This window comes from Klebsiella sp. GW_Kp182 (genome assembly GCF_040062275.1).
In the GTDB taxonomy this organism is placed as follows: domain Bacteria; phylum Pseudomonadota; class Gammaproteobacteria; order Enterobacterales; family Enterobacteriaceae; genus Klebsiella; species Klebsiella michiganensis.
The window spans coordinates 11,944-29,100 of the sequence record NZ_JBEAFQ010000002.1 but is presented as its reverse complement, the minus strand read 5'-3'; the positions used below and the strand labels follow the sequence as shown (position 1 = coordinate 29,100).

13 protein-coding genes and 1 riboswitch are annotated in these 17,157 nt (G+C 60.2%); of the genes, 5 read left to right on the top strand and 8 right to left on the bottom strand.

The genetic code is table 11. From position 1 onward, the window contains the following. Window positions 1-48: 48 nt before the first annotated feature. The 3 genes from dalT to dalD form a co-directional block, all read right to left on the bottom strand. Complete coding sequence (gene dalT / locus ABLU88_RS02280) at window positions 49-1,326, bottom strand: D-arabinitol transporter (protein ID WP_025107791.1); 1,278 nt, start codon at window positions 1,324-1,326, stop codon at window positions 49-51. A gap of 69 nt (window positions 1,327-1,395) precedes the next feature. Then, on the bottom strand, window positions 1,396-2,859 hold the full coding sequence (gene xylB, locus ABLU88_RS02275; protein ID WP_042945703.1) for a xylulokinase: 1,464 nt from the start codon (window positions 2,857-2,859) through the stop codon (window positions 1,396-1,398). 9 nt (window positions 2,860-2,868) lie between these two features. Next, window positions 2,869-4,236: a D-arabinitol 4-dehydrogenase gene (dalD, locus tag ABLU88_RS02270; protein ID WP_032693709.1), complete on the bottom strand. Its 1,368-nt coding sequence runs from the start codon at window positions 4,234-4,236 to the stop codon at window positions 2,869-2,871. A 206-nt stretch (window positions 4,237-4,442) separates the two neighbouring features. Between dalD and ABLU88_RS02265 the strand changes: the two genes are divergently transcribed. Then, entirely contained in the window at window positions 4,443-5,384 is a 942-nt protein-coding gene (locus ABLU88_RS02265; protein WP_014839020.1) for a sugar-binding domain-containing protein, read from the top strand. A gap of 14 nt (window positions 5,385-5,398) precedes the next feature. Here ABLU88_RS02265 and ABLU88_RS02260 read toward each other — a convergent pair whose 3' ends face one another. Then, window positions 5,399-6,400, bottom strand: a complete 1,002-nt coding sequence (locus ABLU88_RS02260; protein ID WP_025107794.1) for a LacI family DNA-binding transcriptional regulator — start codon at window positions 6,398-6,400, stop codon at window positions 5,399-5,401. A gap of 258 nt (window positions 6,401-6,658) precedes the next feature. Here ABLU88_RS02260 and ABLU88_RS02255 point away from each other — a divergent pair, with 258 nt between their 5' ends. Together ABLU88_RS02255 and ABLU88_RS02250 are read left to right on the top strand one after the other, a co-directional pair. Further along, window positions 6,659-7,408, top strand: coding sequence for an SDR family oxidoreductase (locus ABLU88_RS02255; RefSeq protein WP_004852583.1), 750 nt, complete (start codon window positions 6,659-6,661; stop codon window positions 7,406-7,408). A gap of 30 nt (window positions 7,409-7,438) precedes the next feature. Next, window positions 7,439-9,046, top strand: coding sequence for an FGGY-family carbohydrate kinase (locus ABLU88_RS02250; RefSeq protein ID WP_046877539.1), 1,608 nt, complete (start codon window positions 7,439-7,441; stop codon window positions 9,044-9,046). 94 nt (window positions 9,047-9,140) lie between these two features. Here the strand turns inward: ABLU88_RS02250 and fbaB are convergent, their stop codons facing one another. The 3 genes from fbaB to thiM all read right to left on the bottom strand — a co-directional run bounded on the left by fbaB (window position 9,141) and on the right by thiM (window position 11,912). Beyond that, window positions 9,141-10,193: a class I fructose-bisphosphate aldolase gene (gene fbaB, locus ABLU88_RS02245; RefSeq protein WP_004103793.1), complete on the bottom strand. Its 1,053-nt coding sequence runs from the start codon at window positions 10,191-10,193 to the stop codon at window positions 9,141-9,143. Window positions 10,194-10,341: 148 nt separating this feature from the next. Then, window positions 10,342-11,142: a bifunctional hydroxymethylpyrimidine kinase/phosphomethylpyrimidine kinase gene (gene thiD / locus ABLU88_RS02240; protein ID WP_004852589.1), complete on the bottom strand. Its 801-nt coding sequence runs from the start codon at window positions 11,140-11,142 to the stop codon at window positions 10,342-10,344. Beyond that, window positions 11,139-11,912: a hydroxyethylthiazole kinase gene (gene thiM, locus ABLU88_RS02235; protein ID WP_004852591.1), complete on the bottom strand. Its 774-nt coding sequence runs from the start codon at window positions 11,910-11,912 to the stop codon at window positions 11,139-11,141. Before thiM ends, thiD begins: the two co-directional genes overlap by 4 nt. A 34-nt stretch (window positions 11,913-11,946) precedes the next feature. Beyond that, window positions 11,947-12,043, bottom strand: a riboswitch (TPP riboswitch). Between the two features lie 232 nt (window positions 12,044-12,275). On the opposite strand from thiM, the gene ABLU88_RS02230 reads away from it, so the two are divergent. Beyond that, window positions 12,276-14,252 carry an alkyl sulfatase dimerization domain-containing protein gene (locus ABLU88_RS02230; RefSeq protein ID WP_014230122.1) on the top strand — a complete coding sequence of 659 codons (1,977 nt, stop codon included), beginning with the start codon at window positions 12,276-12,278 and terminating at the stop codon, window positions 14,250-14,252. A gap of 57 nt (window positions 14,253-14,309) precedes the next feature. Here ABLU88_RS02230 and ABLU88_RS02225 read toward each other — a convergent pair whose 3' ends face one another. After that, window positions 14,310-15,224, bottom strand: coding sequence for a LysR family transcriptional regulator (locus ABLU88_RS02225; RefSeq protein WP_162557628.1), 915 nt, complete (start codon window positions 15,222-15,224; stop codon window positions 14,310-14,312). Between the two features lie 120 nt (window positions 15,225-15,344). On the opposite strand from ABLU88_RS02225, the gene ABLU88_RS02220 reads away from it, so the two are divergent. Then, on the top strand, window positions 15,345-17,156 hold the full coding sequence (locus ABLU88_RS02220; RefSeq protein ID WP_275050790.1) for an adenine deaminase C-terminal domain-containing protein: 1,812 nt from the start codon (window positions 15,345-15,347) through the stop codon (window positions 17,154-17,156). Window position 17,157 lies beyond the last annotated feature (1 nt).

Below are 17,157 nucleotides of genomic sequence, written 5' to 3'. Positions count from 1 at the left end.
CATCCACCTCATTAAGGCCGGCATGCCTGGCATGCCGGCCGCATCACCTTAAGAGAACTCCACCTGCTCGCTGGCCGGCGCTTCCTTGTGGGTAAAACCCGGCTGCTCGACGCGAATAAACGCACAGAGGAAAAAAGCCGCCACGTACAGCGCGGTATAGGCGATCACCACTCCGATGGTGCTGAAGAACGGTAGCAAAATTACTGCAATGGCCGGCGCGAGAAAGTTCGACATCCCCGCCGACAGGTTATATACCGAAATGGCCGCGCCTTTGTGCTTCGGCTCCAGCGCCGGGAAAACGGCCGCCAGCGGTACGAACGCGGCGACAAAGATCCCCAGGGCGATAGCCGGAAGCAGCGCCATCGCGAAGTTATGTCCGAAGTGCTGCGGAATGTAATAAAACGCCAGGCTGGAGAGCGCCATGCCGATGCAGCCGAACCAGCGCACCACCTTCATCCAGCCCAGTTTTTCGCCCAGAATGCCCCATAGCACGTTCGAAAAAATGGTGGTGAAGAAGAAGACCGCCCACACCTGCAGCCATTCCGAGGTAGTAAAGCCCAGCTCATCGACGAACATCATCGGCATAATCACCGCAAAGCCGAACAGCGACAGGGTGTTGATAATTCTCACCATGCTCGACAGCAGAATATTGCGGTTGGTATAGAGCAGCGTCGCCGCGCGGCCCAGTTCGGCAAACTTCTCGCGGGTGGTCAGGTTCTGCATATGGTGCGGCGTTTTAATATGGCGCAGGGAAGCCAGCGCAATGATGCCGCCGGTGACGCAGAAAGCCAGCGCCAGCCACAAGGTCCCCAGCTCGCCGATATGCGGGATGGTAAAGCTCGGAATATAGCTGCCGAACACGCCGATGCCGATCGAGTAAACCGCCCAGAACCAGCCGATCGCCGAGCTGGCGTTATCGCTTTTCACGTTGTGGATAATGGCGACGATAAACGAGTAAAGGAACAGCGGATACGCGAAACCGCGGATGCCGTAGAAAACCAGGATCAGGGCATAGTTCGCGTGACCGAGGCCGAAAACGAGGAACAGCACGTGGAACACGCACCACAGCACGAAGCCAATCATCATGGTCTTCAGCGGCGTGATGATTTCCGCCACCACGCCGGAGATCCACGCCGACAGCGCGGCGGCCAGGCCGTAGAGGGTAAAGGCGAACGATGCCTGCGCCGGGGAGAACCCGAGCTCTTTGATGTAGTGCGACAGGAATGCCAGTTCAAAACCGTCGCCGGTCATAAATACGGCAATGGCGATGTATCCCCAGAGCAGGTTCAGGGGTAAACCGAGCCACTGTTTATTATTGATGGACATAATGACCTCGTTTTTAGGGTACAGGAGGCCGCTCCGGTCAGTTCACCGGAACGGTTATGGTGATAAAAATTAATGCTGCCGATAGTTCAGATCGTTTAAATACAGGGCCTTAAACTGCGCATAGCGCCGCATCAGGGTTTGATGGCGTACCGGGTCCGCGCGCCAGGTCTGCCAGATCTCCGGTTTTTCACAGACTTCGGTAATCGGTTTGCCCGCCGCCAGGCAGGCCAGCCGCGCCGCGCCCAGCGCGCCGCCGGTCTCACCGCCTTTGTGGGTCACCACCGGCATATCGAGGATATCGGCCAATAGCTGCGCCCAGAACGGGCTGCGGGCGCCGCCGCCAACCAGCGAACATTGTTCGATCTGCGTACCGCTCTCTTTCAGTACCTGCAGACCGTCGCTGATGCCGAAGCTCACCCCTTCCAGCACCGCGTAGCCGAGCTGGGCGCGCAGGCTGGAGTGGGTCATGCCCCAGAACATGCCGCGCGCGTCAGGATCGTTGTGCGGCGTACGTTCGCCGGAGAGATAGGGTAAGAAGAACGGCGCGTGGGACTTCTCCTCTTCGCTAAGTTCGGCAATCTCCTCCAGCAGCGCCACTTCCGTGGTGCCGGTCAGGCGGCAGAACCACTGCAAACAGCTGGCGGCGCTGAGCATCACGCTCATCTGATGCCACAGATTCGGCAGCACGTGACAAAACGCATGGACCGCCGACTGCGGAGCCGGACGATAGGCGTCGGTCACCACAAACAGCACCCCGGAGGTGCCAAGCGAAATGAACGCATCCCCGGGCGAAACCGCGCCGACGCCTATGGCGCTGACCGCGTTATCGCCGCCGCCTCCGGCTACCGCTACCGAGGCGTTCAGCCCCCAGCGTTCGGCCACTTGCGGGTCAAGGGTGGCGGAAACCTCGCAGCCTTCAACCAGGGTCGGCATCTGGCTGCGCGCCAGGCCGCATTTATCCAGCAGAGCGTCGGACCAGTCGCGCTTCGCCACGTCCAGCCACAGCGTCCCGGCGGCGTCGGACATATCGGAGACTTTTTTACCGGTCATCCGGTAGCGCAGATAATCCTTCGGCAGCAGCACCGTGGCGGTGCGCTGAAAGTTTTCCGGCTCATGGCGACGCACCCACAGCAGCTTCGGCGCGGTAAAGCCGGGCATCGCCAGGTTTCCCGCCACCTGATGCAGCTCCGGCGCCCTCTCCTCCAGCTCCGCGCACTCCGCGGCGCAGCGGGTGTCGTTCCACAGGATTGCCGGGCGGATCGCCTCCCCGTCGGCATCCAGCAGAACCGCGCCGTGCATCTGCCCGGACAGGCCAATGGCCTTAATGGCCGGCCAGTGCTGGGCGCATTTTTCCCGCAGCGTGGTCATCAGATACTCCGTCGCCTCCCACCATGACTGCGGCGACTGTTCTGACCAGTGCGGATGGGGCCGCTGAATGCTCAGCGGCGCGCTATGGCTGGCGATAACCTCATTGTTCTCATCAATGACCAGCGCTTTGACTTCCGATGTGCCGAGATCGATACCCAGATACATAGCCACCTCTTAGTTAATCAGCGTATAAACGGCCGCCACTTTTTCGCGCATCAGCGCGAGGAAATCGGCGTTTTCGGCCAGTTCGCCAAACAGCGCTTTATCGCGGGCGTACAGGGCCAGCGGATCGTTGGCTTCAAACATCTGATGTACCCCCTCGGCGTCGAGGATGCCGTCCTGGTACTCATACGGCAGGGTGCCCTTGTGCCACTGCTCCATAAAGACGAAGAACAGCGCGGGCAGCATGGCGGTGGCTTGCGGGCGAACGCCGCGCTGGTAGCACTCCTGCAGGGTTGGGGCGATCATCGCCGGAATTTTCGAGAAGCCATCGGCGGCGACGCGCTGGTTGGTGTCCTGGATATATGGGTTGGTAAAGCGTTTGAGCACCACGTCGCGATAGGCCGGCAGGTCAATGCCGTTATCGCCGAGGCATGGGATCACATCTTCCGTAACGTAGCGGTCGGCAATGGCGTAGATGAAATCCGTTAGCGTGCTTTCATGAATGTACTGCTGGCCAATTAACGTTCCCGCCCACGCAATGCAGCTGTGCGACGAGTTCAGAATGCGAATTTTCGCCTCTTCGTAAGGAATCACCGACGCCACCATCTCAACCCCGACCGCTTCCAGGTTCGGGCGTTCATCGCGGAAGTTGTTTTCCACCACCCACTGGATAAAGGTCTCGCCCATCACCGGCGCTTTATCGTCAATGCCGGTCTGCGCTTTGATGCGCGCGGGCAGGTCCGCCGCCGGGCGCGGGGTGATGCGGTCGACCATGGTGTTCGGACAGGTGGTGTTGGCGGCCATCCAGTCAATCACCGCCTGCTTGCCGGTTAGCTGCAGGAACTCAACCATACCGTCGTGGAAGCGTTCGCCGTTATGGCGCACGTTATCGCAGTTCAGCAGAGTCAGCGGCCCGGCGTTGTCCGCCATACGCTTTTCCAGAATCCGCGCGATAGTGCCGTAAATCGTTTTGCACTCCCCTGCCAGATCGGCCTGCAAATCGGGGTTGCTGGTTTCCAGCTTATGGCGGGTATTCAGGTAGTAGCCACCTTCCGTCACGGTGAAGGCGATGACTTTGGTCTGCGGGTTTGCCCCTTCGTTAATCAGCGGCTGCAGCCCGGCCTGCCACGGCAGCAGTTTCTGAATGGAGGTGATCTCTTCATATTCACGTTCCCCTTCCGGGCTGACGGTTTCCAGCACATAGCGCCCGCCCTGCGCCGCCAGCGCCTGAACCACCTGTTCGGCGTCGTTGCGGATATTCCCCGCCGCGATGTGCCAGCGTTTATCTCCGGAAGCGATCAGACGATGCAGATACCACGCCTGATGCGCGCGATGAAAAGAACCCAGACCAATGTGAAGCCATGTGAATTGATTGTTCATGTTCCGCTCTCCTTGAGTTGATGGCCTCACTGTAAATGATCAATTGACCAAAATAAGAGCCACGGATCACAAAAGAACAATTACCCAATAAAATTACAATTGACCAAAAAAGAGCAAAAGCTTGCCAGTTTTCCCGACCACGGCGAGAATGCGGGTATTCGCCGGGCGAAATTATCGCCGCGGCCCGACACTTAGGGCAGGAAAGCATGAGCAAAGAAGATGATATCCGGCTGGATCAAAAGGTCCGCGCCGCGTGGATGTACTACATCGCCGGGCAGAATCAGAGCGAGATCGCCAGCCAGCTTGGCACGTCGCGGCCAGTGGTACAGCGGCTGATCGCCGCCGCGAAAGAAGAAGGGATTGTGTCGATTAGCCTGCACCACCCGGTAGCGAACTGCCTCGACTATGCGCAGCTGCTGCAGGAGAAGTACCGGCTTATCGAGTGCAATATCGTCCCCGCCTTTAACGAAGAAAGCACCCTGGATAGCGTCTCCTTCGGCTGCTATCAGCTGATGGCCCGCTATCTGCAGGATGATAAAGAGAAAATCATCGGCCTGGGTTCCGGCCTGACCCTGAAAAAAGCGCTGCAGCGCATCGACTTCGACAGTCTGAACACCCGCTGCGTCGCCCTGATCAGCGCCATGGACGCCGACGGTCAATGTAACTATTACGATGACGTCCCGCTGCTGCTGACCAGCAAAATTAAGGCCAAGTACTATCAGTGGCCCGCGCCGCGCTACGCGCAGACCCAGGACGAGTACGACATGTGGTGTACCAGCCGGCTGTTTCGCAGCGTTTCCGCCGTCGCCCGCCGGGCGGACGTTATTTTTGTCGGCATTGGGCCATTAGGTACCCAAAGCCCCATCTTCAAAGATGGCTTTATCAATCAGGCGCAGATGGATGAGCTGACCGCACGCGGCGGCATCGGCGAGATCATGGGACGCTTTATCGATGCCGAAGGTGGCGTGGTGGAGAGCGAAATCAACAGAATGATCACCAGCTACGATATCCGCCAGAACCAGTGCCCGCGCATCGCGGTGGCGTGCGGCGAGTACAAACGCCCGGCGATTCTGGCGGCGCTTAAAGGCGGCTGGATCAACGGCCTGGTGACCGACGAGCACACCGCCCGCTGGCTGCTGACGCGCTAACGGCGGCAGCCGGATCAGCGGCTGCTCATCAACAGCGGCGGGATTTCAATCCGCTGCTGCCCGGCCTCGCCGGCGTCAATAATCGTGAACACCGCTTCCAGCATCGCCGGCACGTCCTGCTGCACCATGTCGATATCGTGCCCCAGCAGATAGACAAACGGGTCCCAGTCGAAGCAGCCCATCGGCGGCTGCTCGCTGCCGGTAAGTCCCGCCTGCGACAGCCAACGCACCACCCCTTCCAGCGATATTGTCGAGTTGACAAATAGCCCCGGCAATGGGGTCTTCGCGGTAGCAAACCGCTCCTGCAGGCAGGCCTCAACTTTGCCTTTTGAATAGCCGGGCGCCAGGATATTTTCCTGCGGCACGACCAGCCCCTGCTCCCGATGCGCATCGTGGAAGCCGCGTAAACGCTCGCGGGTGTTATGGTCGCTGCTGCGCCCGCCGATAAAGGTCAGCGGCGCCAGCGCTCCCCGGCGGCGAGCGCTGTTGGCGAGGATTTTGTGGGTCAGCGCCTTCGCGCCGCCGTAGTTATCCGATATCACCGACGGGGCGACAGAGCCCGGCAGGTCGAGATTGACCGTGGGCACGCCTGCCTGCTGGCACAGGGCGGTAATTTTGTCCGGATTGGTTGCCCCGGTGGCCACCACCCAGTCAACCTGCCAGGAGAGCATCGCTTTTACCGCTTCGATCTCCAGCTCCGGCCTCCGGCGCGTACAGGTGATAATCGGCAGCAGGCCGCGCTCGCGGGCCATCTCCTCAAAGCGCTCCGCCACCGAACCGAAATAGCGGTTATCGTATTTGGGGATAATCATACCGATGACGCGCGATTTTTTGCTGCGCAGCATGCTGGCCTGGCGGTTAATCGCATAGCCCTGCTCCTCGGCAATCCGCGTCACCTTTTCGGCAAGCTTCGCGCTGATGCGGCGCTTTTTCCAGTTGCCGTTGAGGATAGCGCTCACCGCGCTCGCCGAAACGCCGGACAGTTCCGCCAGGTCGTAAATCGTGATTTTCTTCATTTTCCCAACTTGCGTCACAAAATCATTTCGCTGTTAATTTCCCCACTTGCTCAATCGATGAAGCTAGCGCAACATGAGCTTCATCGATTGAGCTTCCATTTTACTTCCCGAAGTATTAACGCATTAAGCGTGAATACGCCAGCGAACATCAAAAAAATGACGCTCATATTCAATACCTTAACAAGTTTTCGTCTCCAGCGTCGAACGCGATGCCCTCGCGTTCGATAGTTCCAACCAGACTCTGTAAAGGATTATAAAATGAACCACTCTGTCTCCTCTATGAATACTTCCCTTAGCGGTAAAGTCGCCGCCATTACCGGCGCGGCGTCCGGTATCGGCCTCGAATGCGCCAGGACCCTGCTGGGCGCTGGCGCAAAAGTGGTGCTTATCGACCGTGAAGGCGAGAAGCTCAACAAACTTGTCGCCGAACTCGGCGAAAACGCCTTCGCCCTGCAGGTTGACCTGATGCAGGCGGATCAGGTCGATAATATTCTGCAGGGTATTTTGCAGCTCACCGGGCGTCTCGATATTTTCCACGCCAACGCCGGAGCTTACATCGGCGGGCCGGTGGCCGAGGGCGATCCGGACGTCTGGGACCGCGTGCTGCACCTCAACACCAACGCCGCCTTCCGCTGCGTGCGTAGCGTCCTGCCGCATCTTATCGCGCAAAAGTCCGGGGACATTATCTTCACCAGCTCTATCGCGGGGGTGGTGCCGGTGATCTGGGAGCCTATCTATACCGCGTCGAAATTTGCCGTCCAGGCGTTTGTTCATACTACTCGCCGCCAGGTTTCGCAGTACGGCGTGCGCGTCGGCGCCGTGCTGCCGGGCCCGGTGGTCACCGCCCTGCTGGACGACTGGCCGAAAGCCAAAATGGACGAAGCGCTGGCCAACGGCAGCCTGATGCAGCCGATTGAGGTGGCCGAGTCGGTGCTGTTTATGGTGACGCGCTCGAAAAACGTCACCGTGCGCGACATTGTGATCCTGCCGAACAGCGTGGATCTCTGACCGTTCAACCAGACTGTGTGAGAGGATGTTATGCAAATCGATACGCAACATATTATTGGCGTCGATGTCGGTTCGGGCAGCGTTCGCGCCGGGGTGTTCAATCTGCGGGGCGAGCTTCTCGCCCACGCGACCCGGGAAATTACCCTGTTTCGCAGCGCCGGAAGCGTGGTCGAACAGTCGAGCCGCGAGATCTGGCAGGCGGTGTGTTACTGCATTAAAACGGCGGTGGCCAGCGCCGGGGTCGCGCCGTCATCGATTGCCGGAATCGGCTTCGATGCCACCTGCTCGCTGGTGGTGATTGGCGATAACGACGCCCCGCTGGCGGTCGGGCCTTCGGAAGATGCGGAGCGCAACATTATCGTCTGGATGGATCACCGCGCCACCGGGCAGGCGGAAAAGATCAACGCCACGGGCCACGCGGTGCTGCAGTACGTCGGCGGTAAAATCTCGCCGGAGATGGAAACGCCGAAAATTCTCTGGCTGAAGGAGAACCGCCCGCACATTTATCAGCAGGCGCGCCACTTCTTCGACCTCGCCGATTATCTCACCTGGCGCTCGACCGGCGATTTAGCCCGCTCGGTCTGTACCGTGACCTGTAAATGGACCTACCTGGCGCATGAACAACGCTGGGATGCCAGCTACTTCCGCCAGATTGGCCTCGAAGAGCTGGCGGATGAAGATTTTGTCCGCATCGGCCAGCGGATTGTCGATCCGGGAACCCCCTGCGGCGACGGCCTTTGCGCCACGGCGGCAGAGGAGATGGGCCTGCCGGTCGGTACTCCGGTGGCGGTCGGGATGATCGATGCCCACGCGGGCGGTATCGGCACCGTCGGCGTGCTTAACGGCGCGGTTAACAATATGGCCTACGTCTTCGGCACCTCCTCCTGCACCATGACCACCACTCAGGAAGCGGTGTTCGTGCCCGGCGTCTGGGGGCCATATTACTCGGCGATGGTGCCGGGGTTCTGGCTGAGCGAAGGCGGGCAGAGCGCGGCCGGAGCGGCCATCGACCAGCTGCTGAGCTTCCATCCCGCCGCCGCCGAGGCTAAGGCGCTGGCCAGGGCGCGCGGCGTCCCGCTGCCGGTTTATCTTGCCGATAGCGTGCTGGCGAAAGTGGAACGTCCTTCTGCCGCGGTCAAACTCGCCGCCGGGCTGCACGTGGTGCCTGAATTTTTAGGTAATCGGGCGCCGCTGGCCGACCCGCACGCGAAAGCGATTATCGCCGGGCTGGGGATGGAGCGGGATCTGGACAACCTGATGGCGCTCTACGTCGCCGGATTGTGCGGCATCGGCTACGGCCTGCGGCAGATTATTGACGCCCAGAAAGCGTGCGGCATCCACAGCGAGCATATCGTCATCAGCGGCGGAGCCGGGCAGCATCCGCTGGTGCGCCAGCTGCTGGCGGACGCCTGCGGAGTGAGCGTGGTGAGTACCGAATCCAGCGAACCGGTGCTGTTAGGTTCGGCGATTCTCGGCGCGGTGGCCGGCCAGATCGCCCCGTCCCTGCCGGAAGCGATGAAGCAGTTTACCCGGGTGGATAAAACCTACCGCTGCGTTGCCCAGTATAGCGCCGATCATCAGCGGCGCTATGAAGCGTATAAAACGCTACAGCACACGGCGCGGCTGATTCGCGAGTAAGCAAGATCCCGGGCTGCGGCGTAAACGCCCTACCCGGGCTACCAGACCGCACGAAACCGTAGCCCGGCCAGGCGTAGCGCCGCCACACGAATGCTTAAGCGATGGTGACTTTGCCGTCCAGATAGACATCCTGCACGGCATTGATCAGCTTCACGCCGTCGGCCATCGATTTTTTAAACGCCTTACGGCCCAGAATCAGCCCCATGCCGCCCGCGCGCTTATTGATAACCGCGGTGCGCACGGCATCGGAGAGATCGGTTTCCCCGCCCGCGGCGCCGCCGGAGTTAATCAGCCCGGCGCGGCCCATATAGCAGTTCGCCAGCTGGTAACGCACCAGATCGATCGGATTATCGCTGGTGAGCTTGCTGTAAACCCGGTCATCGGTATAGCCGAAGTTCACCGCTTTATAGCCGCCGTTATTTTCCGCCATTTTCTGCTTCACGATATCCGCGCCGATGGTCGCCGCCAGATGGTTAGCCTGGCCGGTTAAGTCAGCGGAAACGTGGTAGTCGACGCCATCTTTCTTAAACGCCGAATTACGCAGATAGGCCCACAGCACGGTCACCAGGCCCAGTTCGTGCGCGCGCTCAAACGCAGCGGAGATTTCTTCGATTTGACGACGAGACTGTTCGGAACCGAAATAGATCGTCGCCCCGACCGCCACGGCCCCCATATTGAACGCCTGCTCAACGCTGGCGTACAGCGTCTGATCGTATTCGGTCGGGTAGCTCAGCGTTTCGTTATGGTTCAGCTTGACCAGGAAGGGGATGCGGTGCGCATAGCGGCGCGACACCGAGGCCAGCACGCCATAGGTGGAGGCCACGCAGTTACAACCGGCTTCAATGGCCAGTTCGACGATATTTTTCGGATCAAAGTACAGCGGGTTGGCGGCAAAAGAGGCGCCAGCAGAATGCTCTACGCCCTGGTCGACCGGCAGGATCGACAGATAGCCGGTTCCCGCCAGGCGGCCGGTGTTATACAGGGTTTGCATATTACGCAGCACCGCCGGCGGACGGTTGTTATCAACCATCACCCGATCGACGTAATCCGCCCCCGGCAAATAGAGCTGGTCGGCTGGAATCGTCATACAGCGGTGCTGTAAAAGCGTGTCGGCATCTTTGCCAAGCAACTGCGTAATATCAGTCATAGCGATCTCCCGTAAGTGCCGGTCAAAACCGGCATGCGTTTTCCCAACCCAATTATTTTGGGCAGGTTAAGCCTGGTACCGACTCAGCAGATTTTCCAGCCGGGAGCCTATTTTTTCAGCATAGTCTGCTGACACGTTGTCTTGCCGTTTACCACCAGGCGTGGAAATGGTGGACCGGACCGATGCCGTGCCCCACTTCCAGCGAATCCGCCTGCGCCAGCGCCGCCGAGAGCCAGCCCTTGGCTTCCGCCACGGTTCGCCCCCAATCCTCGTAACGCGGACGCAGGGCCGCCAGCGCCGCCGACAGCGTACAGCCGGTACCGTGGGTGTTTTTGGTCTGGACTCTCGGCGCGGTAAAGCGCTGCTCCCCGTCGCGGGTAAAGAGCCAGTCCGGGCTTTCCGCATCATCGAGATGGCCGCCTTTCATTAATACCGCTCCGCAGCCCATTCCCAGCAGCGCTCTGCCCTGCTCCAGCATCTCCTGTTCCGTTCTGGCATGCGGCGCATCCAGCAGCGCCGCCGCTTCCGGCAGGTTCGGGGTAATCAGCGAGACCTGCGGCAGCAGGCGCTGGCGCAGCGTCTCCACCGCCGAGGCTGAGAGCAGCGGATCGCCGCTTTTCGCCAGCATGACGGTATCGAGCACCACATTTTTAATCTGATAACGCGCCAGCCGTTCCGCCACCGCCTCGACGATATCGGTTTCCGCCAGCATCCCGATTTTGGTGGTATCGATGCGCACATCGCTGAAAACGGAATCGAGCTGTGCGGCGACAAAATCAGGCTCTATCCGGTACACCGACTGGACGCCGCGGGTGTTTTGCGCCACCAGCGCGGTGATGACCGAGCAGCCGTAGGCGCCCAGCGCCGAGAAGGTTTTGAGATCCGCCTGGATCCCCGCGCCGCCGCTCGGGTCGGTGCCGGCGATGGTTAGCGCATTAATTCGTTTCACAGATCGCCTCCCGCATAGAGCGCATCGAGGAAGGCGGGAGTAAAGCTGCCGGGGCCGCCCTGCAGCGCCGCTTTTCCCCCCGCGAGCTTCATCAGACCGCAGGCCGCGGCCACGTTCTCCAGCCGATCGCCGGGCATCGCCGCAGCGGCGGCAACCACCGCCGATAGCGCGCAGCCGGTGCCGACTACCCGGGTCATCAGCGGATCGCCGCCGGTGACCGCGCGCGTGCGCTGGCCGTCGGTCACGTAATCGACCTCGCCGGTTACCGCGACAACGGTATTCAGCTGGCGGGCCAGCGCCTGGGCCGCGGGCAGCGCTGCGGCGGCGGTATCGGTCGTATCGACGCCGCGCCCGCCGCCGCTCATTCCGGCCAGGGCCATAATTTCCGACGCATTACCGCGAACGGCGGCAGGCTGCAGCGCCAGCAGCTCCCGGCAAAATTCTGTCCGTAAGGTCAGCGCGCCGACCGCCACCGGGTCCAGCGCCCATGGTTTACCCGCCTGCTGCGCGCTGCGCGCCGCCGCACGCATCGCCGCCGCGCGTTCGACGGTCAGCGTACCGACATTAATCAGCAGCGCATCGGCAATGGCGGCAAACTGGCTGGCTTCGTCCGGGTCGATAACCATCGCCGGGGATGCGCCAATCGCTAACAGGACGTTGGCGGTAAAGGTCTGCACCACGTCGTTGGTCATGCAGTGAACAAGAGGAGAATGGCGGTGAAAAAGGTGCCGCAGATGGGCAATATGCGCGGGGTTCAGCAGGTCAGACATCGTTTGCTCCCGCCAGGCGATGAAGAAGCGACGACCCTGCGGTCTCTGACTTCCCTACGCTGGCATTATCCAGATCAGGTGGTACGGGTTTTTCTCAGCCTTCACAAAGAAGGGCACCCCGAGTCATTGAGAGATAAAAACGTTCTCAGCGGGCAGGTTACGGTAAGTCGCGGGACAACGCAAGCCGGCCCGGCGTAGGTATACAAGCGCAAGGCAATTCAAAATTAACAATAAGCATTCAAATAATTAACAAAATAAACACTTTTGCAGATACGTGTTTATAGTTTAGGAGGCGTTACAGGATGTAACCCGACGTCATATCGAAATTAACGAGTGAATCAGCGTAAACCCATGAGGATTCCGATGAAATTAACACCGATTATGAAAAGTCTGGCTCTGGCAGGAATTATCTCGACTCTCCCTGTGACCAGCTGGGCCGAAACGTCGCCGAAAGAAGCCGCTGCGGCGACCAAACAGGCAAACGATGCGCTGTATAAACAGCTCCCCTTCTCCGACAACACCGATTTTACCAACGCGCATAAAGGTTTTATTGCCGCGCTCCCTACGGAGGTGATTAAAGGTGAACAGGGCAACGTTATCTGGAACCCGCAGCAGTACGCCTTTATCAAAGAGGGGGAAAAGGCGCCGGATACGGTCAACCCCAGCCTCTGGCGTCAATCCCAGCTCATCAATATCAGCGGCCTGTTTGAAGTGACCGAAGGCGTGTACCAGATCCGCAACCTCGATCTCTCCAATATGACCATCATTGAAGGTAAAGAGGGCATCACGGTTGTGGATCCACTGGTATCAGCGGAGACCGCAAAGGTCGGAATGGATCTGTATTACAAAAATCGCGGCAATAAGCCGGTTGTTGCGGTGATCTACACCCACAGCCACGTTGATCATTACGGCGGCGTGCGCGGCGTGGTCGATGAAGCCGATGTCAAATCCGGCAAAGTCAAAATCTACGCGCCTTCCGGTTTTATGGAAGCCGCCGTTGCTGAAAATATTATGGCCGGTAACGTGATGAGCCGTCGCGCCAGCTATATGTACGGCAACCTGCTCAAACCGGATGCCACCGGCCAGGTTGGCGCAGGTCTCGGCACCACGACCTCTGCCGGCACCGTCACGCTGATTGCTCCCACCAATATCATCGAGAAAGATGGCCAGAAAGAGACCATCGACGGCCTGACCTACGATTTTATGCTGGCGCCGGGCTCGGAAGCACCGTCGGAAATGCTGTGGTATATTGAAGAGAAGAAGCTCATTGAATCCGCCGAAGATGTCACCCATACCCTGCATAACACCTACTCGCTGCGCGGGGCGAAAATTCGTGAACCGCTACCGTGGTCGAAATATATCAACGCCGCCATTGTGCGCTGGGGCGACAAGGCTGAAATCATTATGGCCCAGCACCACTGGCCGACCTGGGGTAATGAGAACGTGGTTAACCTGCTGAAGAGCCAGCGCGACCTGTATCGGTACATTAATGACCAGACTCTGCGCATGGCCAACGAGGGCCTGACCCGCGATGAGATCGCCGCCAAATTCAAGCTGCCGGACAGCCTGGCCAATACCTGGGCCAACCGCGGCTACTACGGCTCCGTCAGCCATGACGTGAAGGCTACCTACGTCCTCTATCTCGGCTGGTTCGATGGCAACCCGGCTACGCTGGACGAGCTGCCGCCGGAAGAAGCGGCGAAGAAGTTCGTTGATTATATGGGCGGCGCCGACGCTATCCTCAAGAAAGCCAAAGAAGATTACAACCAGGGCAACTATCGCTGGGTAGCTCAGGTAGTCAGCAAAATTGTCTTCGCCGATCCCGGTAATCTGGAGGCGCGCAATCTGGAAGCCGATGCCCTGGAGCAGCTGGGCTATCAGGCGGAATCAGGACCGTGGCGTAATTTCTACCTGACCGGCGCGCAGGAGCTACGCAACGGCGTCGTGAAAGGCCCGACGCCGAATACCGCCAGCCCGGATACCGTGCGGGCCATGACCCCGGAAATGTTTTTCGACTATCTTGCGGTCCACATCAACGGCGAAAAAGCCGGAACCGCCAAAGCGGTATTCAATATCGACCTTGGTAACGATGGCGGTAAATATAAGCTAGAGCTGGAAAACGGCGTGCTCAACCACACCGCCGATGCCGAAGCCAAAGACGCCGACGCTACCATCGCGCTGGATCGCGCCACGCTGAACAAAATCATCCTGAAAGAGGAAACGCTAAAACAGGCGGAGGATAAGGGTGAAGTCAAAGTGACCGGCGACGGCGCGAAGCTGGACGAGATGCTGGGCTATATGGATAAATTTGAGTTCTGGTTCAATATCGTGACGCCGTAAATAAGCTCCCGCGGCGGCCAGCTGCGGGGTTCCCCTCCCGGAGTCGACGCGCGTCGGTCAGCGCAGCGAACTTAGTAATAATGCGAAACATTCCTCAATCAGCGGCGGCAAAGGCTGCGGCCCGCGCATCAGCGCCACGGTTCGCGTCAGCGCGGGCTGCTGAAGCTGCGCCACCTTTAACGCCGGATCCTGAAGGTGGGTAGTATACAGCTCAGGCAGAATCGCCACCGCCAGCCGGGAACGCACCAGGCCGTAAAGCGTTTCAATATAGTCAACCTGATAACGCGTATTCAGCGTGAGGCGATGGCTCTCCGCCAGCGCGCCGACCAGACGCTGAATATTGCCCTTTGAGAACACCGCGATATCGCGCCCCGCGAGCAGCTTCCACGGCAGATGCGGCTGCCCGGCCAGCGGATCGTCGCAGTGCAGCACCGCCACAAACGGATCGTCGCGCAGAGGATAAACCTGCAGCTCAGGCGGTAACGAACTGTCTATTGCGCCAACGGCAAAATCTATCTTTCCCGACTGCAGCTCGCAAAACAGGGCGTCGTTGGTCTGATCGTGAAACTCCACCCTCAGGCGCGGAAACGCCTGGGCCAGCGTTTGCGGCAGCAGCGGAAACAGCAGCGAGCTCACCGAGGGCACCAGCCCGATACGCACCGTACCGTCGCCGCCGGCCTCGACTATCTGCTGCATATCCTGAAACGCCAGCTGCGCCACGCTCAGCACCCGCCGGGCGTGGGGCAAAATCGCCGCCCCCAGCTCGGTTAAGGTCACCGCCGAGGCGGTACGGTTGACCAGCTTGCCGCCGAGCACCGTCTCGATTTGCCGCAGCGCGCTGCTTAGCGCCGGCTGGCTGATAGCCAGCCGGTTAGCGGTGTCGGTGAAGTGGCGTAGCTGGGCCAGGGTCACAAAGTACTGGATCTGCTTAAGGGAGAGCGCGGGCAGACGCTGCCAGGGTTCAGTCATCATGTTTTCATCAATGGTGAGCATGCAGAATAACCCGAGGTTATCGGGCGATAAATTTATTCATCTGGGCAAACGTTTGCTCTGCCCCTAGAGTATCCCCATTATCCTTGTGCCGGAGTTGTTATGTCCAGCAGTGCTGAAACCCGCCGCCGCGCCGTGCAGGCCGCACGCGGCGAATCCCCGTTCGATCTCTTATTAACCGACGCGCAGATTGTCGATATGGCCACCGGAGAGATCCGCGAGGCCGACGTCGGGATCGTCGGCGAAACCATCGCCAGCGTGCACCCGCGCGGCAGCCGCTCCGATGCCCACGAACGCCGCTCGCTGGCGGGATATTTCCTGTCGCCGGGGCTGATGGACACGCACGTCCACCTTGAAAGCTCCCACCTGCCGCCTGAACGCTATGCCGAAATCGTCCTGGCTCAGGGTACCACGGCGGTATTCTGGGACCCGCACGAGCTGGCCAACGTGCTGGGCGTCGAAGGCGTGCGCTACGCCGTCGCCGCCAGCCGCCATCTGCCGCTGCAGGTGATGGTCGCGGCGCCTTCCAGCGTGCCGTCGACGCCGGGACTGGAGATGTCCGGCGCCGATTTTGCCGGTGCGGAGATGGAAACCATGCTGGCCTGGCCGGAAGTTTGCGGCGTCGCCGAAGTGATGGATATGCACGGCGTGCTGCACGGCAGCGAGCGGATGCAGGAGATTATCCAGGCCGGTCTCAACAGCGGCAAGCTGATCGAAGGCCACGCCCGCGGTTTGCGCGGCGCGGATCTGCAGGCCTACCTTGCAGCTGGGGTCACCTCCGATCACGAGCTCACCTCGGCGGACGATGCGCTGGAAAAACTGCGCGCCGGGCTGACTATCGAAATTCGCGGCTCGCACCCTTACCTGCTGCCGGATATCGTTACCGCGCTGAAAACGCTGCCGCATCTCTCCTCGCAAATCACCGTCTGCACCGACGATGTGCCGCCGGATATGCTGCTGGAAAAAGGCGGCATTATCGCCCTGCTCAACCTGCTGATTGAGCACGGACTGCCGGCCACCGACGTCCTGCGCTTCGCCACCTTAAACGCGGCGATCCGTCTGCAGCGTAACGATCTGGGGCTGATTGCCGCCGGACGCCGCGCCGATCTGGTGGTTTTTGATTCATTAGAAAAGCTCGACGCGCGGGAGGTGTACGTCGCCGGGAAGCTGATTGCCCGCGAGGGCGCCCTGCTTGGGTCGATTCCGCCGGCGCCGGGTATTACCCCGCCGCGCGATACCCTGCAGATGCCGCCGCTCAGCCCTGACGATTTTATCCTCCGCGTCGGCGCGATTCGCCACGGCGTCGCCCGCCTGCGGCATATTCGCGGCGCGCGCTTTACCCAGTGGGGAGAGGTTGAGGTGCAGGTCCGCGATGGCCGGGTGCAAATCCCGGACGGGTTTAGCCTGATTTGGGTTAAGCACCGCCACGGTCGTCACCAGGCGACGCCGCAAATTGCGCTGCTGGAAGGCTGGGGCGAGCTGCGCGGCGCCATCGCCACCAGCTACTCCCACGATTCCCACAACCTGGTGGTGCTCGGCCGCGATGCCGACGAGATGGCGCTGGCGGCAAACCGCCTGATCGCCTCCGGCGGCGGTATGGCGCTGTCTCAGCAGGGAAAAATCCTTGCCCACGTGGCGATGCCGATTGCCGGAATGCTTTCCGACTTGCCCGCTCCGGAGCTGGCCAGACAGTTCCGCCAGCTTCGCGACCTGAGCGCGGAGGTCGCCGACTGGGAGCCGCCCTATCGCGTATTTAAGGCTATCGAAGGCACCTGCCTTGCCTGTAACGCCGGGCCGCATTTGACCGATTTAGGTTTGACCGACGGCAGCACCCGCCAGATCGTCGAGCCGCTGATAGACTGCCGGGAAATCCCGGAACACACAGAACACAACAATAATCATCAGGGAGCCTGAG

Bases quoted from the DNA above. Each gene is read 5' to 3' on its own strand.
- ABLU88_RS02250 (WP_046877539.1), top strand. From the start codon at position 7,439: ATGCAAATCGATACGCAACATATTATTGGCGTCGATGTCGGTTCGGGC.
- ABLU88_RS02255 (WP_004852583.1), top strand. From the start codon at position 6,659: ATGAACCACTCTGTCTCCTCTATGAATACTTCCCTTAGCGGTAAAGTC.
- ABLU88_RS02230 (WP_014230122.1), top strand. From the start codon at position 12,276: ATGAAATTAACACCGATTATGAAAAGTCTGGCTCTGGCAGGAATTATC.
- dalT (WP_025107791.1), bottom strand. From the start codon at position 1,326: ATGTCCATCAATAATAAACAGTGGCTCGGTTTACCCCTGAACCTGCTC.
- ABLU88_RS02265 (WP_014839020.1), top strand. From the start codon at position 4,443: ATGAGCAAAGAAGATGATATCCGGCTGGATCAAAAGGTCCGCGCCGCG.
- ABLU88_RS02260 (WP_025107794.1), bottom strand. From the start codon at position 6,400: ATGAAGAAAATCACGATTTACGACCTGGCGGAACTGTCCGGCGTTTCG.
- ABLU88_RS02220 (WP_275050790.1), top strand. From the start codon at position 15,345: ATGTCCAGCAGTGCTGAAACCCGCCGCCGCGCCGTGCAGGCCGCACGC.
- xylB (WP_042945703.1), bottom strand. From the start codon at position 2,859: ATGTATCTGGGTATCGATCTCGGCACATCGGAAGTCAAAGCGCTGGTC.
- fbaB (WP_004103793.1), bottom strand. From the start codon at position 10,193: ATGACTGATATTACGCAGTTGCTTGGCAAAGATGCCGACACGCTTTTA.
- dalD (WP_032693709.1), bottom strand. From the start codon at position 4,236: ATGAACAATCAATTCACATGGCTTCACATTGGTCTGGGTTCTTTTCAT.
- ABLU88_RS02225 (WP_162557628.1), bottom strand. From the start codon at position 15,224: ATGATGACTGAACCCTGGCAGCGTCTGCCCGCGCTCTCCCTTAAGCAG.
- thiM (WP_004852591.1), bottom strand. From the start codon at position 11,912: ATGTCTGACCTGCTGAACCCCGCGCATATTGCCCATCTGCGGCACCTT.